This window comes from Mesobacillus maritimus (genome assembly GCF_023715205.1).
GTDB lineage: Bacteria > Bacillota > Bacilli > Bacillales > Cytobacillaceae > Mesobacillus_B > Mesobacillus_B maritimus_C.
The window spans coordinates 1-23,238 of the sequence record NZ_JAMBNR010000005.1; the positions used below are offsets into that span (position 1 = coordinate 1).

Annotated in this window: 26 protein-coding genes, 2 riboswitches and 1 other annotated feature; of the genes, 20 read left to right on the plus strand and 6 right to left on the minus strand. The window is 37.9% G+C overall.

Going from position 1 to position 23,238, the window contains the following annotated elements; all coding sequences use genetic code 11:
• Positions 1 to 351: 351 nt before the first annotated feature.
• A complete protein-coding gene (locus tag M3182_RS08080) occupies positions 352 to 825 on the plus strand; it encodes a hypothetical protein (protein ID WP_251437237.1) in 474 nt (157 codons plus the stop codon).
• Between the two features lie 126 nt (positions 826 to 951).
• Here the strand turns inward: M3182_RS08080 and M3182_RS08085 are convergent, their stop codons facing one another.
• Positions 952 to 1,407 (minus strand): GNAT family N-acetyltransferase, encoded by a 456-nt coding sequence (locus M3182_RS08085; protein WP_251557610.1) that lies wholly within the window; start codon positions 1,405 to 1,407, stop codon positions 952 to 954.
• Positions 1,408 to 1,803: 396 nt separating this feature from the next.
• Here M3182_RS08085 and M3182_RS08090 point away from each other — a divergent pair, with 396 nt between their 5' ends.
• Both M3182_RS08090 and M3182_RS08095 read left to right on the plus strand, forming a co-directional pair.
• A complete protein-coding gene (locus M3182_RS08090; RefSeq protein ID WP_251557611.1) occupies positions 1,804 to 2,262 on the plus strand; it encodes a hypothetical protein in 459 nt (152 codons plus the stop codon).
• A gap of 212 nt (positions 2,263 to 2,474) precedes the next feature.
• Positions 2,475 to 3,146: an HAD hydrolase-like protein gene (locus M3182_RS08095; RefSeq protein ID WP_251557612.1), complete on the plus strand. Its 672-nt coding sequence runs from the start codon at positions 2,475 to 2,477 to the stop codon at positions 3,144 to 3,146.
• 278 nt (positions 3,147 to 3,424) lie between these two features.
• Here M3182_RS08095 and M3182_RS08100 read toward each other — a convergent pair whose 3' ends face one another.
• Together M3182_RS08100 and M3182_RS08105 are read right to left on the minus strand one after the other, a co-directional pair.
• Complete coding sequence (locus tag M3182_RS08100; RefSeq protein ID WP_251557613.1) at positions 3,425 to 4,231, minus strand: HAD family hydrolase; 807 nt, start codon at positions 4,229 to 4,231, stop codon at positions 3,425 to 3,427.
• A gap of 311 nt (positions 4,232 to 4,542) precedes the next feature.
• Entirely contained in the window at positions 4,543 to 5,547 is a 1,005-nt protein-coding gene (locus M3182_RS08105) for a DUF3231 family protein (protein WP_251557614.1), read from the minus strand.
• A gap of 227 nt (positions 5,548 to 5,774) precedes the next feature.
• On the opposite strand from M3182_RS08105, the gene M3182_RS08110 reads away from it, so the two are divergent.
• From M3182_RS08110 to M3182_RS08120, 3 genes are all read left to right on the plus strand, one after another.
• Entirely contained in the window at positions 5,775 to 6,572 is a 798-nt protein-coding gene (locus tag M3182_RS08110; protein ID WP_251557615.1) for a P-loop NTPase family protein, read from the plus strand.
• Between the two features lie 228 nt (positions 6,573 to 6,800).
• The gene (locus M3182_RS08115; protein ID WP_251557616.1) at positions 6,801 to 7,844 is read left to right on the plus strand and encodes a DUF1835 domain-containing protein; all 1,044 of its coding nucleotides are present in this window, start codon (positions 6,801 to 6,803) and stop codon (positions 7,842 to 7,844) included.
• 36 nt (positions 7,845 to 7,880) lie between these two features.
• On the plus strand, positions 7,881 to 8,396 hold the full coding sequence (locus tag M3182_RS08120) for a DinB family protein (protein WP_251557617.1): 516 nt from the start codon (positions 7,881 to 7,883) through the stop codon (positions 8,394 to 8,396).
• Positions 8,397 to 8,470: 74 nt separating this feature from the next.
• Here M3182_RS08120 and M3182_RS08125 read toward each other — a convergent pair whose 3' ends face one another.
• Positions 8,471 to 9,664: a NupC/NupG family nucleoside CNT transporter gene (locus M3182_RS08125; RefSeq protein WP_251557618.1), complete on the minus strand. Its 1,194-nt coding sequence runs from the start codon at positions 9,662 to 9,664 to the stop codon at positions 8,471 to 8,473.
• Between the two features lie 136 nt (positions 9,665 to 9,800).
• Positions 9,801 to 9,902, minus strand: a riboswitch (purine riboswitch).
• A 209-nt stretch (positions 9,903 to 10,111) separates the two neighbouring features.
• A riboswitch (purine riboswitch) is annotated at positions 10,112 to 10,213 on the plus strand.
• A 192-nt stretch (positions 10,214 to 10,405) separates the two neighbouring features.
• Between M3182_RS08125 and M3182_RS08130 the strand changes: the two genes are divergently transcribed.
• The 4 genes from M3182_RS08130 to M3182_RS08145 all read left to right on the plus strand — a co-directional run bounded on the left by M3182_RS08130 (position 10,406) and on the right by M3182_RS08145 (position 13,647).
• Positions 10,406 to 11,359: a nucleoside hydrolase gene (locus tag M3182_RS08130; RefSeq protein WP_251557619.1), complete on the plus strand. Its 954-nt coding sequence runs from the start codon at positions 10,406 to 10,408 to the stop codon at positions 11,357 to 11,359.
• Between the two features lie 399 nt (positions 11,360 to 11,758).
• Positions 11,759 to 12,271: a GNAT family N-acetyltransferase gene (locus M3182_RS08135; protein WP_251557620.1), complete on the plus strand. Its 513-nt coding sequence runs from the start codon at positions 11,759 to 11,761 to the stop codon at positions 12,269 to 12,271.
• Between the two features lie 157 nt (positions 12,272 to 12,428).
• Positions 12,429 to 12,581 carry a hypothetical protein gene (locus tag M3182_RS08140; RefSeq protein ID WP_251557621.1) on the plus strand — a complete coding sequence of 51 codons (153 nt, stop codon included), beginning with the start codon at positions 12,429 to 12,431 and terminating at the stop codon, positions 12,579 to 12,581.
• A 355-nt stretch (positions 12,582 to 12,936) separates the two neighbouring features.
• Entirely contained in the window at positions 12,937 to 13,647 is a 711-nt protein-coding gene (locus M3182_RS08145) for an MOSC domain-containing protein (protein WP_251432866.1), read from the plus strand.
• 201 nt (positions 13,648 to 13,848) lie between these two features.
• Here M3182_RS08145 and M3182_RS08150 read toward each other — a convergent pair whose 3' ends face one another.
• Positions 13,849 to 14,007: a hypothetical protein gene (locus M3182_RS08150; RefSeq protein ID WP_251557622.1), complete on the minus strand. Its 159-nt coding sequence runs from the start codon at positions 14,005 to 14,007 to the stop codon at positions 13,849 to 13,851.
• Positions 14,008 to 14,195: 188 nt separating this feature from the next.
• Positions 14,196 to 14,669, minus strand: a complete 474-nt coding sequence (locus M3182_RS08155; protein WP_251432870.1) for a CBO0543 family protein — start codon at positions 14,667 to 14,669, stop codon at positions 14,196 to 14,198.
• A gap of 292 nt (positions 14,670 to 14,961) precedes the next feature.
• Here M3182_RS08155 and M3182_RS08160 point away from each other — a divergent pair, with 292 nt between their 5' ends.
• The 10 genes from M3182_RS08160 to M3182_RS08205 all read left to right on the plus strand — a co-directional run bounded on the left by M3182_RS08160 (position 14,962) and on the right by M3182_RS08205 (position 23,177).
• Complete coding sequence (locus M3182_RS08160) at positions 14,962 to 15,942, plus strand: DUF3231 family protein (RefSeq protein ID WP_251557623.1); 981 nt, start codon at positions 14,962 to 14,964, stop codon at positions 15,940 to 15,942.
• Between the two features lie 104 nt (positions 15,943 to 16,046).
• Positions 16,047 to 16,616 (plus strand): dihydrofolate reductase family protein, encoded by a 570-nt coding sequence (locus tag M3182_RS08165; RefSeq protein WP_251557624.1) that lies wholly within the window; start codon positions 16,047 to 16,049, stop codon positions 16,614 to 16,616.
• Between the two features lie 197 nt (positions 16,617 to 16,813).
• Entirely contained in the window at positions 16,814 to 16,969 is a 156-nt protein-coding gene (locus M3182_RS08170; protein WP_251432876.1) for a hypothetical protein, read from the plus strand.
• A gap of 212 nt (positions 16,970 to 17,181) precedes the next feature.
• Complete coding sequence (locus tag M3182_RS08175) at positions 17,182 to 17,409, plus strand: DUF3953 domain-containing protein (protein WP_251432879.1); 228 nt, start codon at positions 17,182 to 17,184, stop codon at positions 17,407 to 17,409.
• A 198-nt stretch (positions 17,410 to 17,607) separates the two neighbouring features.
• Positions 17,608 to 18,087, plus strand: coding sequence for a hypothetical protein (locus tag M3182_RS08180; protein ID WP_251432882.1), 480 nt, complete (start codon positions 17,608 to 17,610; stop codon positions 18,085 to 18,087).
• Positions 18,088 to 18,678: 591 nt separating this feature from the next.
• The gene (locus M3182_RS08185; protein ID WP_251557625.1) at positions 18,679 to 19,368 is read left to right on the plus strand and encodes a sigma factor-like helix-turn-helix DNA-binding protein; all 690 of its coding nucleotides are present in this window, start codon (positions 18,679 to 18,681) and stop codon (positions 19,366 to 19,368) included.
• Positions 19,369 to 19,385: 17 nt separating this feature from the next.
• Complete coding sequence (gene clpP / locus M3182_RS08190; protein WP_251432889.1) at positions 19,386 to 19,967, plus strand: ATP-dependent Clp endopeptidase proteolytic subunit ClpP; 582 nt, start codon at positions 19,386 to 19,388, stop codon at positions 19,965 to 19,967.
• A gap of 271 nt (positions 19,968 to 20,238) precedes the next feature.
• Positions 20,239 to 20,676: a MarR family transcriptional regulator gene (locus M3182_RS08195; RefSeq protein ID WP_285867474.1), complete on the plus strand. Its 438-nt coding sequence runs from the start codon at positions 20,239 to 20,241 to the stop codon at positions 20,674 to 20,676.
• Positions 20,677 to 20,731: 55 nt separating this feature from the next.
• Positions 20,732 to 20,951 (plus strand) — a binding site (T-box leader).
• 49 nt (positions 20,952 to 21,000) lie between these two features.
• Positions 21,001 to 22,248 carry a tyrosine--tRNA ligase gene (tyrS, locus tag M3182_RS08200; protein WP_251557626.1) on the plus strand — a complete coding sequence of 416 codons (1,248 nt, stop codon included), beginning with the start codon at positions 21,001 to 21,003 and terminating at the stop codon, positions 22,246 to 22,248.
• Between the two features lie 395 nt (positions 22,249 to 22,643).
• Complete coding sequence (locus M3182_RS08205; protein ID WP_285867477.1) at positions 22,644 to 23,177, plus strand: glycerol-3-phosphate acyltransferase; 534 nt, start codon at positions 22,644 to 22,646, stop codon at positions 23,175 to 23,177.
• The last annotated feature ends 61 nt before the right edge of the window (positions 23,178 to 23,238 follow it).

Below are 23,238 nucleotides of genomic sequence, written 5' to 3' on the forward strand. Positions count from 1 at the left end.
AATCCATCGTTTTCATCTCCTGGTTTGAGAATGTAATTGGAAGTTCTGTGATAGGTACTTCTATTTTACTATGAAAACGGTGGCTTTTTTATTTTCCTCCTCTATTTCCTACACTAGGGACGCCCCGAATTTTCTTGTTTCACAGCATTTGTTCCACGGGATAGAAATGATTATTAGTGGACATTGCTTCCCTTTCAATGTTATCTTTAATAATTCCATCGATTTTTTGAAAAGAGTAGGAAAATGAAAAGCAATGTTAGAATAGTATAGTAAGAACAAGATGGAGCAATCTTGATTCAATCAAAATGGAACCAGAAATAAGATATGAACCTCAGTAGGGGAGGGGACGCAATGCAGGAAGCGGCGTTTATTACAAAAGCTCAACTCATAAAGAATGGTTTTCGTGGTTTGGAGAATGAGCGTGAATACGAAATTGTCGAGAGAATTGGGAAGGATACCGTTTATTCTGATTCATTCATTCAACCATCGTTTATTGTAAACAACTCTGGCGATCAACAAATTTTTTATAAGATTTATGGTGCGCCTAAATATTTTGCAGGATTATATAGTTTGTATGCAATCATCTCTGCTGCCAAAAAAATAGCGGACAGAGAAGAAAAGTTTGAAAGTCTTGAAGTGATTGATGAAACCGACTATCAAGAGATTCTGATTGAATATCTTCATGAAAGAGGACATCTTTCTGGCCTAGACCTCATTTCTACGATTGAAGAGGGAAGAATTAAGTTGGCTAAAAAGTTAAAAGATGATTTATTAGAAGAAGCGAAACAATATAACCTGATTGATAGTATCGATTTGTATTTATGAATGTTCAAGGATAGGCGAGCAGTTTTGAATTCTGCTTTGCCTATCCTTTTTCATTTTTGTTGTCAGGATTGAATGCAGCACAATAAAAAGGACCAAGAAGGTCCTTTCCTAACAATAAATGATGTATTAATCAGTGATCTTTTTGATCACAGCCATTTCCTTCCCAAATCGGTCACCATGGTCGATAAATCCTAAACTCGCGTATAAATGATGCGCTGCCACATTTTCAGGATGGTACCCGACAACGACTTTTTTCGCATTATGCATTTTGGCCATTTCTGAAATCAATAACTGTGTTGCCGCTTTAGCTAATCCCTTACCTTGGAATTCTTTATCAATCATGATTCGATATATCCAATACCCATCCAGTTCTTCTAGAACGGAATTGTACATCAAAAAGCCAACCACTTTTTCTCCAGCGTAAATCGCAAATGATTTTAATGAAGGTTCGAACTTCGACTGAGCGATTGAAATCGCATTCGGTACCATGTATTCTTCTTGTTCTGGTGCAACTTCTAGTAGACAACACTCATACCAATTGTCTGCATTTAATTCGACTATTCTCACATATTCTGTACTCATTCTTTTCCCCTTTCAAATATGGGGAAACGCTAAATATTTGTTAATTCGGCGCAATCCCCTTGTTTTCATTGCAAATCAGACAGGTTTTGTTTGTCATCATGAACGCCTCCTTTATCCACAATTGTCTAAAAAGAATCTTTCAACTTTTCATTATACCATTCTTACCATTAATTCTATATTTTAGGAATTTTAAAAATAAAGAAATTGGTGAATTTGCTTTTAAAAATGGGAAGGGAAATGGTTCAGGCATAAACTTAGTAGTTTCCTGTAGGTTTGCGTATAAAATCAGTTCCCTCCTAGTGATTTTTAAAAAATATGGTAAAATTGTTAAGGTTAAAGGAAAACACTACCAGAAAAAAATAGATTGACAGTTTTTTTTGATGGAGGTGAAATTTTTTGAAAAGACTTTTCAGGGGAATATTCCTAGCGTACTTTATTGTTATACTAACTGGTTGCATTGGAGAAGAATATGACTTTACTCCACCTACGGTAACACTAAATGACTCTTCATCCTTAAAGAACTTGGTGGAATTAGCAGAAGCCAATATTGATTGGCGAGGAGAAGAGGGTGAACCGCTAACGAAGGAAACTGAGGATGCTTTTGCCTTTGCAAAAGATCAAACGCCAGTTTCCATATCTTCCGGACAAAAAGTGGATATTGAGTTTGGTAGTCAAGATTTTGCCGTAGAAGAATTAGAAGTTTCAATGTGGAAACAAGATGAAGAAATGAAATTGGACGTGATGGACGGACGTTCCTTCTATTTTCCAGAAGAAAAAGGGGAATACGTGATTGTCTTAGATCTACGTTCAGACCGAGGAAAAGCTCAATATGTTGGGAATGCTGTTGTACAGTGATGAAGAAAAGCAGGTGAATTCTTTGAACAATCCCCTGCTTTTTATTATGGTCTTTTATGAATCAGGACCTTTTTTTTATGATATCTATGCGAAGTTGTTTTATTAAAAGTTCTAAAACTTTGTTTCTTTTAAATAAGCAAAGACCATCTTCGTTTATTGAGTATAATGGAGATCAAAGTTTATTAAGCAATAGCAGATAGGGAGAGAATGCAATGTTACAATCACTTATTTTTGATATGGACGGGACTCTATTTCAAACAGATAGAATATTAGAATTGTCACTTGATGATACTTTTAACCACTTACGGTCACTAAATTTGTGGGATGCCAACACACCAATTGATCAATACCGTGAAATAATGGGTGTTCCATTACCAAAAGTTTGGGAAACTTTGTTGCCTAATCATTCTAAAGAGGAAAGAAAACAAACGGATGCCTATTTTCTCGAAAGGTTAATTGAAAACATTAATAGCGGAAAAGGGGCTTTATATCCTAATGTAAAGGAAGTTTTCACGTACTTAAAAGAAAACAATTATGCCATTTATATAGCGAGTAATGGATTAGTGGAATATCTAAAAGCCATTGTGAGTTATTATCAGTTGGATCATTGGGTTACAGAAACCTTTAGTATTCAACAGATCCAAACGCTCGATAAAGGTGATTTAGTCAAAAAAATCATAAAAAAATACGACCTCACAAATGCAGCAGTGGTCGGCGATCGTCTATCTGATCTAAATGCAGCTAAAGATAATGGGTTGTTTGCAATAGGATGTAAGTTTGATTTTGCGCAAGAAGATGAACTTGCTCAGGCTGATTTTGTAATTGATGACTTAATGGAGCTAAAAACAATATTATCAAAGATTCATAACATCGCATCTTATTGAGATTAGCTATAGCAACAAACTAACGAAAAGAGCCGCCTTCATCATTAGAATTAGAGGACCAGCATAGGTTCCGGTACCTGAGGCAAAGATTTCTCTCTAATACTGCCCAGTGGACTATCTTAATTACCCAAAAGTCATTTAAATGAAACGTCAACGGCCTATTTTATGCCTAGCTAACAATTTTCTCTATTTTTTACTTGTTGATGTCCTGTTTGTCCGAGGAATAAAAAATAACAGGATTTTTGATCGACATCCTGTCATTTATCGACATTCTTAATTTAACTGATCCTACTCTCATGTGAGCTATGCGATGTGAGAAGATAACGCTCGATAAATTCAGCTAATCCATCCTGTTCGTGGTGACTTGTAACAAAATCAGCAGTTGCTTGAACATGTTCACTAGCGTTCCCCATCGCGACCCCGGTACCTGCAAACTTTAGCATTTCTAAATCATTGGGGCCATCGCCAATTGCGACGACTTCTTTTGGATGCAATCGATAGTCATGAAGGATGCTTTTGATGGCAGACCATTTGGAAACATTCTGAGCAACCAGCTCAAACCCATCATTCCAATTGATGACGTCTGCTTCGTTTTTAAACAAAGCTGAAAAATCATGGCTTGGGGAACCTGTGCGAACACTATACTTCAGAACATCTCCGTAATTGGCCTCTCGTAAATCGCCCACGTATCTTGGCGGAATTTTCCCGACATTTGTCCAGTACTCAATTTCTTCATTGATTTCCTTACAATAAAGGCCGTTTTCTGTATGGATTAAAACATTACAAGTGTTCGAAGCGGTAAGGTGATGAAAACGTTCTTCGTTAAGTTGAACCGTTCTCGTTTGCAAAGCTCTTCCGGACTTAGCATCGTGAATCGCAGCACCGTTTAAACAAATCATTGGCGTTCGCAAACCGAGTTCTTGATGATAAGGGGAGGTGACTTCGTAATGTCGACCTGTCGCAAGGAAAACCTGAATCCCTTTACTCAGGAGCTGATCAATCGCCTCCATATTTCGTCGAGAAATCCCGTTCGAAGCTGTCAATAACGTCCCATCCATATCAATAAACATTGCTCGTATCTTCAATAATATTGCCTCCTCATGAGTTGGTATACCTATCCTAGCATCTGGATATTAAAATCTTGTAAACTCAGTGTACGGATTTAATAAAGTTTCTCAGGAAGAGTTAAAGGAAGGAAAGATAATTCGAAGGAAAAGTGGTTCGTTGATAAAGGGTTGCATGAAAAGTCGCTAGGGACGCCCCGAATTTTCTTGTTTCACAAGGATGTTCCACGGGTGTAAAAGTTAGGTAGTAGCTGTTGCCTGAAAGAGGTCAAATTCTTTCAGGCATAAGAATGAAAACACTCATTATTTGTAAAGGAAAGATGGAAAGGTCATTATTTATCTTCTGCAATTTTTCTTCGGTTGGGGGCAAGTGGTGGCTGCTCTAACCATTTGTTTTTTGTCATAATATTGAACCACTCTTTTGTCACCAGTAAATTTTTCATTATGATTTTCTCATAAGTCAGGACTAAGTCTGTTCTCATGGCGGATGCAAGCCCCGTCCCGTGATAAGCTTGTGAACTTTGCAGTAAGAATCCAATGTGGTACATCATCAGCTTATCTGAAAAAGGAGCGTCCTGAGAAGTGGTCACCTCTGATTCCCATGACATTGGGCTCGGCAATTGATCTTGATGCAATATTTTCCCTAATGCTTGAATTTGCTGATCTGAGACTTCTTGTGTACTTAATAAAAATTTTCGAACCTCTTTTGATTTCACAACTTGACTAAAACCTATAGAAAGAGTTTTTTCTAGAATCTTCTTTTTTAAATTAAACGATATCCCGATCATTTCTGTAGCTGCCAAAGGGCGTTGGTCCTTAAATAGGCCATCTAAAAACTGTGGTCCTGAAATAAATTCGGGGTTTGCTTCAGGATAAAAAATTGGGGCTTTTTGGAAGTGTCCTTTCTCTAGTAGTAATTCAATGGTTTGGTTGTACATTCTTTTTCCGTCATTGTCACAGGAATCATAAAACTCTCGTAAATCCTTTCGTACAGATGAACTAAATGCGGTCGTGTGCCCAATTAATCCATGAAGGGTGATGATGTGTAAATAATGTAGACAAAATATGTCTGAAAATAATCTTTTTGTTCCACGATTAAGATCTGCCTCCGAAAAACCAATTGGAATAGGAAAGCCTTCATTTTCAATAAAAGTAGCAATCTGTTTTTTCTGCTTGGCAAACGTTTTCGTCGCATCCTCGAAAAGTGCCTTTATCTCTTCATCCTCAACAATAGACAGCATATATCGATTGACAACATCAACCGCTGTACCATTAACATACTCACCCCACAGCGTTCCAATCTCAGCTGAAGTAAGTTTCAAATCCTCTTTATCCATCAACCAATCCACCTTTACAAAACATTCATATGGCTTAGTATGTGCAGAAAAGTGTCGAAAAAGTCACAGGGACGCCCCAGGTTTTGTCGAATAAATTCTTGGGCCTTCTCATTCATAAAGGATTTTTCAATGAATGTGGTGAATATTTTCTGTTAAAGTAGTGATGGCAGCAGTATACTTCGAAATCTAACCATTTCAATACTATGAAAGAAGGGATCTATTCCAATATGGATTCGAAATTAATTCTTGTAGAGGGTTTACCTGGGTCTGGGAAATCAACCACTGCCAGGCTCGTTCATGAACTCTTAACGAAACACAATTTGGATGTTGAGTTGTTTTTAGAAGGGAATCTGGACCACCCAGCCGACTACGATGGTGTCTCTTTTTTTACTGAATATGAATTCCACCAATTATTAACGAAAAGCGGGCAATATAAGGAACTTTTACTTGAGACAGTAACCGAAAAAGGAGGTCAATTTTTCTTGCCTTATAGAAAGATCATGAATGAATACGGTAATCAGTTTCAACAGTTTCCCGATGAACTCCTTTCCACTATTTTTAAAAAGGATCTCTATGAATTGCCATTCGAACAAAATCGAGATCTGATCATTCAAAAATGGGAGGAATTTGCGACAAAGGCGACAACTGAAAACAAAACATATATTTTTGAATGCTGTTTCATTCAAAATCCGATCACTATTGGTATGATCAAATACGGAGTAACAGAAGAAAAAATCTTCGATTATGTGATGAGATTGGAAAAAACAATTGAAACACTAAATCCGGTTTTATTTTATATCGAACAAGAGGATCTGGAATCTTCATTTAAAAAAGCGGTGAACGAACGACCGAAGATATGGTCAGAAGGGTTTATTGAATACTATACGAGACAAGGTTATGGGAAGCAACATAGCTACGAAGGACTAGACGGAACGATTCAAGTTTTACGAGCAAGAAGAGAATTAGAATTAAAGATTTTAGATCGTTTGGATTTGAAAAAAGTGAAGCTAAATTACTCACATTAAGATGGAAACTTATAAGAAAGCAATCAATGAAAATTCAAAAGAAATATGTTAACGGGGAGAGATATCTTCAACTTACTCTCTATAGTTATAAACCAAGAATAGGTGCGTCACAAAGACGCGCCTATTTTTGTTTCGGTGCTTGTGTGAATGAAAACGATATGTACATACGAAGGACAGAACAAATGGAATTTCGGTCGTGGTAATATAGTCTATGAGGAGGGGAAGCAAGTGATCGATGAATTAAAAAAGATCGTGAAAAACTCAGGTGAAGAAGAAGTAAAATCCCTTTTGTATCACATGTTTTTACATATCCATCGAGCGGAAGAAATCGAGCAATATTCAGAGAAACAAACAGTTTTAGATTTAAAGCGAATCTTTCATGACTTTTTAAATTATAAACAGAATCAATCTATTAGACGAGATACGCAATATAAAGTTGTTCATCTCGTATTTGGCGACTCGCCTGCTGGAGGCTTAAAATTAGCATTAAAAGAGATGGGGGTGCAAGCTGAGGAAAAGGTAGTCCCTTTTTCTGATATTTTTTCAGTCGGACCCGTTTGGCGATTGCATGAAAAGGAAGGGCTCAGCAACAGATATGAATGGCTGAAAAACCATATAAATATGGATGATGAAGTTTTAGACTACTACCAAGAAAGCTGCAATCAAACTCTTATAGAGCTGAATGACATCCCACAAGATGCCCCAATCATAATTTGGGTTGGGGAAAATGCGCATGAACAAACGGCTTTAAGATATGTTTTAAATCAATTAAAAAACAAACCAAACGATTTTTTCATTATGAATACAACTACGGAATATAAAAGTTTATTTAATATTCCTGATCGTGATTTTTCACCGTTACATACAGGAGAAATCTCACATGATCAAATGAGAATAATCTATGAAAAATCAAGAACACAAAACGCCGTGACTCCCAAAGAACGGCAACGATTGGAAAAAGAATGGGAGCAGTTATCCTCAAAACAAGAAGTGTTAAGAATCTGGAAAAACCATGAGATTCATAGTGTGGATGAATCTTACTTCGACGATTATTTAGTCGATACTGTTCGAAAAATACATACGAAGAGAAAAAATCATGATTTCATCAAATCAGCTCGTCTTATTGGAGAAGCCATGGGGCATATTCCTCAATATATCGGCGACCAGTTTTTGGAATACCGAGTCAGACACCTGATTGTGAATGGCCAATTTGAAATAAAAGGTGTGCCAAAAGCAATGAGGTATTATAGTGTAAGACTTCGCAAGGGATGAAGAGAAAGATACCTGTCATGAATTGGAGGTAACTAAATGAACGAATATACAATTAAACCAAAAGAGAGCTTTCCTGAGAAAATCGGGGAATTCGTATGGATGCTAGAACATGTAAGAGAAGTGACATTGCAGGAGGTTGCGACCTTAACGCAGAGTGAATTAGATTTTTTACCAAGCGATGGTGCCAATTCAATTGGTTCACTTTTGGTTCATATTGCGTCAATTGAGTTCGTTCATCAAGTCATCTCGTTTGAAAATAGAGATTTAACAAAAGGGGAACACTCGAAGTGGGGGACCGCATTGGAATTAGGAGACCGAGCAAGAGACGAGATTGTACATCATCCACTCGACTATTATTTAAAACATCTAGCACAAGTTCGCGAGAAGAAAAGAACATTACTAAAATTAAAAAACGATCAATGGTTATATGAAGAGAATCAGTGGGGGAATGGTATTGCTTATAACCATTATTATTTATGGTTTCACGTAATGGAGGATGAAATCAATCATCGTGGACAGATTCGAAGTATTAAGAGATTATTAGGAAAATAACTCGAAATTTTAAAAGAAAAACGATCCTCCCATAACCCTTTGAATGGAATGAGGATCGATTTTCAGATAATACATTAGATAAACATATTAACAAAAATAGCGGTAATAAAACTTGCCATTGTACCAGCTATAATTGCTTTAAAACTTAAAGAAGCAATTAATTTTTTCTTTGTTGGTGCTAAGGAACCGAGACCGACAATTAACTGGCCAATCGAAGAGAGGTTCGCGAAGTTACATAAGGCAACGGATAAAATCGCAACAGTTTGTGGCTTTAATTCATCTTGAAATTTTAGCACCTCTTGGAAGGCAATCAGTTCATTGGCGGCAAGCTTTGTTCCGATAATCGATGCTGCACGGAACGCATCTTCAAACGGAACCCCGACAAGCAAAGCAAACGGAAAGAAAACATAACCAAAGATGGTCGCTATATCTGTTCCAACAATCCCTAAAATCCCGTCAGCCAGAGCCAATATACTGATAAACGCAATCAGCAAACCACCGATATTCGCAGCAAGTTTTACTCCACTGACCGCTCCTTCAGACATGGCTTCAAAAATATTTGTATGTCCTGCTTGTTCCATTTTCACATCTTCGCTCGTTTCAGATTGCTCTGTTTCAGGTTCCATAATTTTAGACATCACTATCGCAACAAATGGAACCGAGAAAATTGAAATCAATAAATAGCGAATATCAATTCCCATTTGCGCATAAGACAAAAGAATCGCCCCACTTGCTGAAGCAGTACCTCCAACCATAACCGTGAACAATTCCGAACGTGTCAGTTTTGCTAGATAAGGCTTAATGAGTAACGGAGCTTCGACTACGCCGAGCATCGTATTCGCCACAGTGTTAAATGATTCTACGCGAGTCGTGCCAAAAATTTTCCCAACAACCCAACCAAGTCCACGAACAACAATGGGAATAATTCGTAAATAATATAGAACGGAGACCAATGCTGAGATAAAGATGATCACCGATAACACTTGAATGGCAAAAACAAATCCGATATTGGTTCCTTCCGTGAAGAAACCACCAAATAAGAAGTCAATCCCTGCCTGGCTATAATCCAGGACATGTTGCACACCTTGAGCCGCATTGGTCAGAAGCCACTGTCCAAGGGGAACATTGAGCATGAAGTAAACGAAAATTCCTTCTAACACGACGGCTACTAAAATGGTACGCCATTTGATGGCCTTTTTATGTTTACTTAACAGCCAAGCCAAAAACAATAAGCCGACTAAGGATAATAAACCATATAATATATTCATGATGTGCCTCCTTATAATGGCTTCATAGACAGACCTTATATTGTCAGAAGTCTGACTTCTTTTTATGAAAATAAAAAAATGCATTCTCTCCATCTATAAAGAAAGAGAGAATGCACCCGGGTACACGTGTTACGTGTTGCACTCTAACCTTCCTTATAGTCCGGCACTTTACGGCTGCCAGGTAGAGACTTATGGACCATATTTCCATAGATATATAAGGGTCGTATGAAGTTGTTTTTTGAATTGTAACAGATGTTTTTTAGACAAACAATAGTTTAATATAAAGTAATAAAATACTGAATTTTTAAGAAGAATGACCAAGTTGGCGTTCCAGCCATTGATCCTGCTAGACTGTAAGGGTTTTCGTTTGCGAATGAAATTCATATAAAATATAAAATTGTTCGTCATTTTGTTGACGGAATTTTAAATCGTTGCTATTCTAAATCCGAAGTTCATAGAGTAATACGTCGTATAATATTGGGAATAGGGCCCAAGAGTTTCTACCAAGCCGCCGTAAAGGGCTTGACTACGAGGTATGTGTAAAATGAAAAAGAGGAAACTCTTTCTTTGTGTTTACATATCCTTAGTCAAACGTTCCGGTCGCATTCGGGGCGTTTTTTTGTACGGAAGGCAAGGATGAACTTAATGGCTCAAATAAGGAAAATGTGTTTGGATGTTCCAACAAGAAGGATTTCCCAAAGCAATGGATAATAAATTCACCATGAAGGGATTGATAATTGTATGAAAAAGAAAATTTATTTTAATCACGATGGCGGAGTGGATGATCTTGTTTCGCTTTTTTTATTAGAACAAATGGATGATGTGGAACTAACGGGTGTCTCTGTTATTCCTGCTGATTGCTATTTAGAGCCAGCGATGTTTGCAAGTCGAAAAATTATTGATCGCTTTGGACATACAGGTTTAGAGGTAGCTGAATCCAACTCACGTGGGAAAAATCCATTCCCGAAAGATTGGCGTTTACACGCTTTCTTTGTGGATGCTTTGCCAATTTTGAATGAATCTGGGAAGATTGACACACCTGTTGCTGAAAAGCCGGCCCATCTTCATATGATTGATGCGATTCACAACTCAACTGAAAAAACAACGTTATTATTTACGGGTCCACTGACCGATCTTGCGCGTGCATTAGAGGTCGATCCATCGATTGAAGAGAAAATTGAACGCCTTGTTTGGATGGGCGGGACTTTTCGTGAGACAGGAAACGTCGAAGAGCCGGAACATGATGGCACAGCAGAATGGAATGTATTTTGGGACCCGGAAGCAGCTGGTCGTGTCTGGAACAGTAGCATCGAAATTGATTTAGTGGCGCTTGAGAGTACCAATCAAGTCCCACTTACTGTCGATATCCGCAACCGTTGGGCAGCTGAACGTAAATACCTTGGACTAGATTTTATCGGTCAATGTTATGCTTGTTGCCCGCCGCTTGTCCACTTTACGACAAACTCCACTTACTTTTTGTGGGATGTGTTAACGACAGCATTTGTAGGCAATCCCGACCTTGTAAAAACGAAGACAATCAACAGCATTGTCCATACAAATGGGCCAAGCCAAGGGCGTACCGAAGAAACCGCTGATGGCCGTCCTGTCAATGTGGTCTATGATGTCAATCGCGATGCCTTCTTCGATTACATTACAGACTTAGCGAAAGGCTCTTCTCGTAAAGATAGTTGTTAAAATCCTAATGCCGATTTTAACGCAGTAATCGTTATTTTGTACGCTGAAAATTATGTTAACAAGCTCTTTTCTCCCTTAGATGAAGGTATTTTTTTGTAAAACCTAGCTGATTCAGTCATATTTTTAGCAAATAACAAATTTTGAGGAGCCTAGCGAAAAAAGTTTAACAGGAGAGGACCGAGGGGGTATGCCCTCGGTCCTAAAATTTAATGAATAGAAAGTCACAGGGACGCCCCGAATTTTCTTGTTTCACAAAAAATGTTTCACGCAAGGAGCGCATCGTTATTTATCCCCGTAAATCGTCCTTTTCTAAATATAAATCGAACACTCAGAGGATAATTTCCACCATTCATCGAATAGGTAAAGTCAGTAAACCATCGTTTTTCTGGGGGGATAAGTATGGCAAGCGTGGTTGACATATACAAGATGGATGAATATTTATTAAACGCAATTGACGACCTCTATCGTCAAATATGGAATCATTCCATTCAAGAACGTTTGAACAAACACTATCGTTATCATGGTTTTAAAGGATATGTTTGTATCTCTGGTGATGAGGAGATTGTAGGCTTTGTTTATGGTTACTGCTCAATGCCAGGACAGTATTATCACGAATTGCTTGCAAACGAACTTGGTTCGGTCGAATCGAAAAGATGGCTTAAAGACTGTTTTGAATTGGTTGAATTGGCTGTACATCCTTCCCATCGCAACCTCGGTTACGGGAAACTTCTTGTTACCCAATTGCTAAAAGAAGTACAAAATCAAACGGCAATCCTCACAACTCAGGTTACCAATCAATCGGCGCGGAAGTTGTATCAAGGTTTAGGATGGGAAGTCGTGAAAGAACCTTTTATTCCAGGAAACAGTAACGCTCATTCACCATATGTGATTATGGGAAAAGTTTTAAAATAGGTTGGTCATTGGTTAAGCTTTTGTTTGGTGTTTAACAACAGCTTAGTCCGGTGGCTCACGCTCACCTCAATTTCTACTCCCTGTCATTCTAAGAGTATGAACGCTCGTTCTGGGAAAGGTAAAAGAAGAGCTGGAAATCATGAATGGAGGGAAAAGGATGAAAAGAGATTTTAAAGAAAAGCGAGAGATGAAGGAACCGAATAAGGTCAAACCGTTTGTGGAACTATCTGAAGAAATCTCCAATAACCCAAACTTAGAAAACAGGCAACCAACGCCCCAACCGAAAGAATTTGATGAAATTGAGTATTAATTGAGTTGAAGTAAGTGAAAATGAGAATTTCTTATTAACAGTCCTCACTTTTTGAAAGGTGAGGACTTTGCCTGTTTACTATGGTTACTGTTACAAAGCATTTATATATAACGCCATATCCCAATAAAGCGGCGGATACCTCAAGTTTAAATTTTAAAAGGCACTTAAAGAATCCAATTACAATTCCAACGCACGCTTCAACCCCCATCCATTCGATTTTGAGCTATTCATCGTATTCACTCTATTTTATTTTTAATTTTCCATTTATTATCTAAGCTTTTGAATTTATCATATAAGTATACCTTTACAAACGGGATGTAATCATCCAGTAAAGTGTAACGAAGGAGGAATAACGATGAGTGCACCATATGTTCAAAAACTTCTAACAGGGAAAGTAAAAACAGTAGGGAATCCTCATGCTTCCAACCGATTGGACAGACAATGGGAGAGTGGCATATTCAAAAATACGGTTGATGATAAATTATGGCTTAGTCAAAAAGGGTTAACAGGGGATGAGGTAGCTGATAAAAAGAACCATGGTGGACCAGAGAAAGCACTCTTTGCCTATTCTGCTACACATTATGATGTTTGGAAGGAAGAATTGGATGTAAACGCAATTGAGATTGGTGCGATGGGCGAGAACATCGCGGTTCACTTTATGGACGAGCACACTGTTTGTATAGGGGATACTTACCAATTTGGCGATGCGATTATACAAGTTTCACAACCAAGGCAACCATGTTGGAAACCCGCACGCCGTTTTAAAGTCATCGACTTTGCCTTACGAATCCAGCAATCCGGAAGAACAGGATGGTACTTTCGTGTTTTAAAGGAAGGTTTGGTTCAAGGAGAAACTGAGTTGACTTTGCTAGATCGACCTTATCCACAATGGACGATTGCGAAGTGCAATGAAGTCATGCATGTGAAAACAGACGATTTAACGCTTGCAAATGAACTGTATGCCTGCAAATTTCTAGCTGAAAGCTGGAAGCAAACTTTAGCTAAACGTTTAGCAGGAGAGAAGTCGTCCATCGAAAAACGAGTGTTTGGTCCAAATAAGGATTGAGTTTATGAGGTGGGCCAACTCTTGCGGGAAAAGAAGAGTAACAGTGCATGTCCCATTGGTCCCATTAGAGAAACAAGTAACAGACTCTTAAAGCAGTAACTGGACGTACATACGAAGTTTACTTTGTGCGCTTAAATAAAACTAGAGAGAGATTGCAACGGCAATCTCTCTTGTTTATAGGGTGAAACAATAAGAGTAATGTTAATCGCGCATGGATCCTGCTTCTCGGGAAGTCATTGCTCCTTGGCCTTGATTAACATCTTTTTGAATTTCTTGTTTTACCTTTTGCGGGTTTGTCCCAGCAAATCCTGGTTGCATTACCGAACTCGAATTCATATTATCTTGTCGATTCTGTTTCATGGTCATCCACCTTATATTAGATTTAGTCAACATTAATATTTGCAAATTCTAGACTAAGATACGGAATAATAAAACCGCTTAAAAAATGGAGGAGCAACTTGGTACTAATCCCCTCTTTCAAACAACTCATTTCTGACATACGTGCTATCATTGTTTGAAAAAAATCACAAAAGGATTTCCATAAGGGTCTAGAATGTAGAATTCTTTTTTACCATCCGCTGAAAAAACTGATAATGCCAAATTAGAAAGGCAATAAAAAAAGGGTAACTCAATGCAGAATACCATATTTTCCACTCGTGATATTTAATAAATCCAACTTTATAGCATACAAACTCATATGCTACCGTAAGCAAAGTGAAGCCCAATATGTAAATCACTTTTGATTTAATGGATTTCCCATAAGGGAAAAAGTTCAATAAGATGGCACTAGTTGTGGAGTATAAAACAACTTGTCCAATTAATGGTGGAATTTGGATTCCCGGTTCATCAAGAACATAAAATTTATACTTAAGCGCTAAGATACAATCAATAAAAAGGCCAAATAAAGCGGCGAACAATGAGGTTACATAGATTTCATATGGTTTCATTTTTTTCGGAATAAGATATGCCACCAATGTGAACACAATACAGGAGATCAACACGAAAATCGTTACGAGTTTCACGATTCAGCCACCCCATTCGTTTCATAAAATGCAAATGAAGGACCAGCCCCTAGTTTAAACCCACACTTAGCTAGATCAAATTAAAAAACCTTCCTTTTATTTTGCCAATATAAAACGGAATTATGAATAAAGAGTCACAGGGACGCCCCGAATTTTCTTGTTTCACAGAAAATGTTCCACGGTGAAAAGCCTGTGGTTGCGTAATATCCCCTAAAACCTTCCTAATTTTAAGGATAAAAAAGCATTAAATTCCTAAAAATAATGAAAGAAATACTTGAGGGGGAGACATTTGATGTCCATACACTTATCTGCTTCAGAAAAAAGCTATTTATGGGTTAATTACATGGTAGACAGCATGGCCATCTGTGTGATTAAGTACTTTATTGAAAAGTGCGAAGAACAAGAAATTGAGGAAATTCTAAAATATGCGCTCGATTTATCACAATTGCATACGAATAAATGTGCGGAGTTTTTTACAGATGAAAAGATTCCAATTCCAATTGGGTTTACAGAAGAAGATGTGAACGCATCGGCACCAAGATTGTTTTCGGATGAGTTTGTGCTTTTTTATCTCCACCAAGTTGCCAATTTAGGGTTGTCATATTATTCAAAAGCCCTTAGCATGGTCGCGCGTGAGGATGTTCATGATTTTTATAAAGAATGCATCACTTCTTCTACTGAGTTAAATTCGCGAACAAAGGAATTGTTACTCAAGAAAGGGCTATATATCAGACCGCCTTATATCCCTGATCAAGATCAACCTGAAATGATTGAAGAAATAGGATACCTAAAAGGTTTCTTGGGTGAAAAACGACCATTAACTTCCTTGGAAATCACAAATATATTTTTTAACATCCAGACAGTTGAAGTCGTGAAGACGTTACTGATTGGTTTTGCACAAGTTGTACAATCAAAAGATGTTAGGGATTTATTGAGGAGAGGAAAAGAGCTAAGTACCAAAACCATTAAACAGCTACGGACCTTATTGGAAGATGAAGAACTATCAAGCGCATCCCCTTGGTATACCTATGTTTCCGATACAACAACGCCACCATTTTCTGATAAACTGATTTTGTTTCATGGAGCGATTTTAAATGGTGGGGGAATTGATCAATACGGATTCAGTCTCGCAACGATCATGAGAAGAGACATCGGTGCTCGTTATGCGCAACTGATTACCGAAATGATGACCTTTGCGGACGATGGGATGAATTTATTAATTAAAAACAATTGGATGGAGCAACCTCCCATGGCTGCCGAACGGAAAAAATAGGAACCTGTTACAATGAAAGTATGCGTTGATCCAAGAAACGGATGAACGCTTTTTTTATGGGTGAGTAAGTAACGAATATATATGCTTGAAAGAAGGGAAGACAGATGTCCGATCAGTTAAGACCAAGAAGAATTGTTTTAGATTTAGCAGTTACGTTAGATGGATTTATCGAAGGGAAAAACGGAGAAATCGATTGGTGTATTATGGACGAGGAGATGGAGTTTACTGCCTTTTTAGATCAAGTCGATGCGATTTTTTATGGTAGAAAAAGCTATGATTTATGGGGTCAATACACCCCTGGAACTAATGATTCAAATGAAGAAAAACAAATGTGGGATAAAGTACATCAGAAACAAAAATATGTGTTTTCTAGAACACAAAAGCAAACGGATGATCAAACTATCTATATAAATGATTCGATTGTAGATGAAATCAAGAAAATAAAGAATCAGCCGGGGAAAGACATTTGGCTTTATGGCGGAGCCAGTCTAATTACAACATTTCTCCAGCAAGGTCTTGTGGATGAATTTCGATTATCGGTTCACCCTGTTGTTTTAGGAGAAGGAAAACCGTTGTTTAGTGATATAAAACAGAGGGTGAATTTGAAATTGGTGAAGACTAGAACATTTTCATCTGGAGTTGTGCAATTAATCTACCATTTGAATGATGCTTGAGCCAAAGAATCATCACAAGAGGGAAATGCAGTTTCGTTTGAGACAAGAAGAGCATCAAAATAGATGACTGTCTAAGCAGAATTGGAGTTGCCATATGGACTTTCCTTCGTAGATTGGGAAATTTGCAGTATTATCTCTCCTAAAGTGATAAGTTATAATAAAGAGAGAATTTTTAACTGGAAAGGATAATCAACACCATGGCTATTAGGCTTATTTGTCTCGAGCTCCGACGATTAACAGACGAGTATTATAACTGCAATCATACAGAAACCAAGGAATTGATTTATTCTGATATTAAACTATTAAGCAAAGCTTTATTCCTCAGTGATCTACCTGAAGAGGACCATGAATAAGATACTAGCTTCCTAAGGCGAATGGTTGAAGGACAGAAAGGCGAGTAATGAAGGAGACTCTGTCTAAGAACAAGCGGTTGAAAGACAGAACAAAGAGAATGTCACCCTAATCTGTCTAAGAATCAAAAAATGTTCTGGCTTTACCTATTTAGTTGTTTCTTTCAATACCTCCATTCATAAATAGAGGTATTGATTTCGTTAGGGGGAGTTAAATGAAAATCATTAAAATTATATTAGCGATTCTTGTGATCATTTTAGGTATAAATGTATTTATAAATCCAAGTGCAATCCTGAATTCGATTATGTTGTTTTTCTTAGGAGCGTTGTTGCTCACTATGGCGCGAGAAGAACTGAAGAAACCACAAAAGAGTGTTGGCTATTTATTGATTATCGTGGCTAGTTTGGATTTCTTCGTTGTCATTAAAGGTTTTTTAACTTGAATGAGCAGTTTTGACCCAATTTACCTAGAAGGGTTAATGGGAATGGTGATGTAAAATGGCAATTTTTTTTACTATGAATTCACTTTGAAATTAAAGAAAAAGATCAATTTTTACATGAATAACGAAAATTAGGGAATAATTACAGCTTCCTTGGACATCCTAATTAGGAGACTTTTTAAAAAGGTTAAGGTGAAATCATTGAGGAAAAGGAAGCTAGCTAGAAGGCATACTTTATTTAACCTCGCCATAATCATCATTCCTTGGGCAACTTTGTTGTTCATGGGCAAGCGAGATTTGAAACGCTATTCCGTAGCAGGGGTGACCATTGTTGTATTTGAGATCATCAATCATATTGTTGGTTACAAAAAGAATTGGTGGTCCTTTTATGTGAAACGTAAATCTTTTCTAACGAATGAACTCCCATTTAGTATCGGGCCATATATGCCGCTTTCAATGTGGCTTCTGAAATTATTTTATGGGGACTTCAAAAAGTTCATGGTTGCGAATGTAGTAGTAGATGGTCTCTTTGCTTTTTGGTTCATTAATGTACTACGAAAGCTCAAAATCATTAATATGAAATTGAGCAACCTTCAGTTTTTCTTTTACCTTAATTATAAAGCGAGTATCCTCTATTTCGTTCAGTATTTGAGTGAAAGAAAAAAGATTTATATAGGGTAATTGTTTTTACGGTTGAACAAGGCAGCTACTGCTAAATCTACATATTTTGTAAAACAAACAGCAAATGTTGACAAGTAAAAGGTAAGCAGCATACTAAAAACCTCAAGATCCATTTTCTTGGGGTTTTTCTTGTTGTTCAGTAAAGGCTCTCTTCATACCACATCCTTGCAGATGGGAGGTCATATCTATATTTATTCATAATCTCTTCCGTATCAATGACCATGTTATGAGATGAAGGTGCGTGTGGATATTCTATCCATTCGTGTCTTCTCTCGGTTAAAATAATCATAAGTTAGAAGAAGAATCTATATACAATGAAGTAACTATTTATAAAGGGCTGTTTTCGTAAAGTTTGTTGTTAAGATCCTAAAACTCTAATGAGAAATAAGCTTTTCTCTGCTACATACTTTGTTTTTAAGCTCTCTTCTCCTCTTATAAACGAATTTGGAATGGAAATCCTAAATCATTCTACACTTTCTTTAAAAAGCAACAATGTTTGAGTTAAGAGCATTATAAAAATTTTTTCAAGCCGTATCTTTCTTCTATAGTTGATCCGTTATTAAGGCAGAGAGGTGGGAAGGAGTGAATTGGATGACTGCAAATAAAGGGATTGTCAGTATAAAACCAACTCAAGAAGAGGACCAACAGGATGATCCTCGGCTGGGGGAGTTGTATGAAGGGCTCCGTAGGTATTGCCATTTTCTTGCGCAAAATTCATGGGATGCAGAGGATCTTGTTCAGGAAAGTATTTCGAAGGCTGTTCGATACTATCAAACAGCAGAGTTGACACCAGCATTGGTGAACAAGATTGCGTATCATCAATGGATTGATACGATTCGTAAAAGAAAACGAGAAACCGTGGGGATTGACAAAGAAATTGTCGACCATGATTTTGAGACTCATGTTGAGCGAACGATGGAGACAGTCAAGACATTGCTCGATCATTTAACCGCGAAACAAGCAGTTATTATTACCTTGAAAGAAGGCTTTCGTTATCAAATCAAGGAAATTGCCGATCTTCTTGAAACGACCGAAACAGCCGTTAAATCGGCCTTACACCGTGCGCGGCACACTATGGTAAGGGGAGATGGGAGGCAGTCTGAAAAGGATGCAACCGAGCAATCACTCTTATATGATGTGATTTATCGTTCCCTTAGAGCAGACGATCCGCAAGTGTTAATTGAGCGACTAAAAGAAATTCCTATGCTTGTTAATGTCCCTATGCTGAAAAAACGCCAACCAATCCGTACCCCTCTCAATGTTTGTTGTATGGCAGCTTAAAAAAGGGAGGAAAGAATATGGCGACCATTCCATATGTGATTGATCAATCCAACCGGGGAGAGCGTTCTTATGATATTTATTCGCGGTTGTTAAAAGACCGGATTGTAATGATTGGCGATGAAATCAACGATCAAGTGGCAAACAGCGTGATTGCGCAGCTTTTATTTCTCGAGGCTGATAATCCAGACAAAGATATTTCGATTTATATCAACAGTCCTGGAGGTTCGGTTACCGCCGGTTTTGCGATTTTCGATACGATGCAGCATATTAAACCTGATGTGAATACAATCTGTATCGGCATGGCCGCTTCCTTTGGCGCAATGCTCTTGCTTGCCGGTACAAAAGGGAAGCGGTTTGCACTCCCCAACAGTGAAATCATGATCCACCAACCACTTGGTGGCGTCAAAGGCCAAGCAACCGAAATCGAAATATCGGCAAAAAGAATTTTGAAACTGCGCGAACATATCAACAAAATCATCGCCGAACGAACCGGTCAACCGCTCAAAAAAATCTCCACCGACACCGAACGCGACTACTACATGAGCGCACAAGAAGCATTAGAATACGGGATTATCGATAAAGTGATCGGAACTTCATAAAAAAAGTCACAGGGACGCCCCGAATAATCTTGTTTCACAGAATGTTCCACAGGTTGAGGTCCGTTATGGACTTCAACCTGTTTGTGTTCCATTCGAGCATGAAATAAATTTAGTATTGCGTCTTGCATCCTATCTTCGTTTTTGGTAATATCGTTTCAAAGCTAATGATTGTGACAATTTATAGAGGTGAATCAAAATCCATTCGTTTAATCAAGAGGGCGAACTGCTTCCGGAAGAAATCGATACGATTAATAAGTTAGCAAATATTCCGATGGATTCATTAAATCTTGATGCAATTTCAGTCGTAACCAATCTTTATCGAGTTGCACAGGGAGTGCGAAATAAGATGGAACAAGAAATTTTAGCGGAATATGGGTTATCTTGGACCGCGTTTTCGATGCTTTATGATTTGTGGATCTGGGATTCTGTTGAGACAAAAAAACTTGCGGAATCGGCGGGGGTCTCGAAAGCCACCATCAGCAATATCACGAAAACACTTGAAAAGAAGGAATTGTGCTTTCGGAAAAATGATTTACGAGACAGAAGAATCACATATGTTTCTATCACTGAAAAGGGGAAACAAGTGATGGCGGGACTTTATCCAGGCTTCCATAAAGGAGAAGTCGAAATTGTTTCCGGTTTATCGATCGAGGAACAAAAGACAATGACGCTTTTCCTGAGAACAATCATTCGGGATAATCAGTTTTAGAATGATTGTCGGTCTTTCGAAAAAGGAACATTGGTAAAAATATAAGTAAATACAGCAAAAAGCTTTGATGGGAAACCTAGTAGTCATAACCTCCCTGTTTGCAGAGAGTCGATGGTTGGTGCGAATCGACACAAAGGTCATTTGACGAATTACAGTCCCTGAGCTTTCTTTGGGTAAAAACAAAGAACGGAGATTCCGTTATTTTTAGAGTGGAAGGATGTTTTGTCCTTCAATTAGGGTGGTACCGCGTGTAAAAGTTAAACCACGTCCCTTTTTATAGAGGGATGTGGTTTTTTTATATTCTTTTTTAGGGAGGAAGAAAAGATGAATTCGAATATGGATCAATTAAACGAAGCACAACGAACTGAAGTAAAGAGGCAAATGGAGATCTACCAGCAAGGTGTTCAAGAAATCATTCCGTCTGAGGAGTTAGAAAATAAAATTGCCAAATCGCTTTTAGAAAAGAAGCCGCTTAAAATCAAACTAGGATTAGATCCGTCAGCTCCGGATGTGCATCTTGGTCATACCGTAGTTTTAAACAAGATGAGACAATTTCAAGAGAATGGTCACATCATACAATTGATCATTGGAGACTTTACTGGGAAAATTGGTGACCCAACTGGGAAATCTGTGGCACGAAAACAATTAACAGACGAAGAAGTAAAACATAATGCGAAAACATACTTCGAACAATTTGCAAAAGTCATTGATATGGAAAAAGTGGAACTGCATTACAATTCCAAGTGGTTGTCAAAGTTAAACTTTGAAGATGTCATTCAATTGGCGGGCAAAATCACGGTTGCACGACTTTTAGAACGTGATGACTTTGAGGAAAGAATTGCGTTTGGAAAGCCGATTTCCCTTCACGAATTCTTCTACCCGCTCATGCAAGGATACGATTCGGTTATGTTGGAATGTGATATCGAATTAGGGGGAACAGACCAGCATTTTAATATTTTAATGGGCCGACATTTCCAAGAGAAATTTGGCAAAGAAAAGCAAGTTGCATTGTTGATGCCATTGTTAGAAGGACTTGATGGCGTAGAGAAAATGTCTAAATCAAAGAAAAACTACATAGGCATTGATGAAAGCCCGCAGGAAATGTACGGAAAAGCGATGTCGATTCCAGATGAGCTGATGGCCAAATACTTTGAGCTGATTACTGATCTACAGCCGTCGGAAATTCAATCTATTAAAGAACAATTGGAGAATGGTATCTTGCATCCGAGAGATGCGAAAATGCTTCTAGGGAAAACCATCGTTCGCATGTACCACGGTGCTGAGGAGGCAGAGAAAGCGGAACAACATTTTATCTCCGTTTTCCAAAAAGGTGCGATTCCAGATGAAATGCCTGAGGTAAATTGGCAAGGTGAACGCGAAATATCAATCATCGACTTCCTCGTACAGTTGGACTTATTCCAATCCAAAAGCGAAGCCAGAAGGATGATTAGCAACCGCGGCGTAAAACTAAACGGAAACACCGTTGAAGACCCCAATATTCAGTTGACGGTTACAGAGGATTTAATCGTTCAAGTAGGGAAACGGAAGTTCGTGAAAATCAAAAAGTCATAGGGAAGCCCCGGAAAATCTTGTTTCACAAAAATTGTTTCACAAAAAAGGACGTGTGCGTTGGCACATGTCCTTTTTTACTTTTATTGTTAAACCTTAATCAAGATGGGCTTCGATTATCTCAACCCCAAGCATACGAGTCTTTCCTTAACCAATAAAAGATTAGAAGAGTTCAGAAAAAATAATGATTGAACTGGAAAAATGAGGTTATTTTTATGGTACGATAAAAACACCTTACGAAAAATGATTCCCTCTGAAAGAATGGAAAAAGACAAGAGAGCCTGTAGGCAATAAGTTTGTCATACATAATAGAAAAAACATACATTAAAACAAAGTAACAAGAAGACTAAAGGGGTCAATGGGGGGAGTACATCATACTAAAAATTATTTTTATTGTTTTGCTTTCCTATTTTCTTGGAAGCATTACCGGAGCTTATCTGATTACAAAAAAGATGATTGGGAAAGATATTCGCCAGCTCGGAAGCGGGAATGTTGGCGCCAGAAATGCTGGGAGACTGCTTGGGAGAAAAGGATTTGTTTATACGGCTTTGATTGATGTGGCCAAAACGATGATCGCTCTTTATACGACCACACTTTTGTTTCCACAACAAGACATGATGTTGTTGGTTAGCGCTTTTTTCTTGCTACTTGGGCATAATTGGCCGTTGTTTCTTGGCTTTAAAGGTGGGAAAGGCGTCGCTGTGTTTTTGGCATTCACCTTGTTTGTTGTGCCACAGGCGATTGTTGTTTTAGGTATCAGTGTCGCAATTCTTTACTTGCTGATTCGAAACTTTACGATTGCTGGATTAATTTCGATGGCAACCATACCAATCACCGCTTGGGCTTTAGAAGAAAACACATTTGCAATTGGACTCTTCTGTTTATTGATTGTGGTTGTGCTCTCACACTTAAAAGGAAATCGAACAAACTGACTCATCAACTGGTCTTTTGTTTAGGCTCTTTTCTCAAAATTTGATATAAAGAATTAGCTGT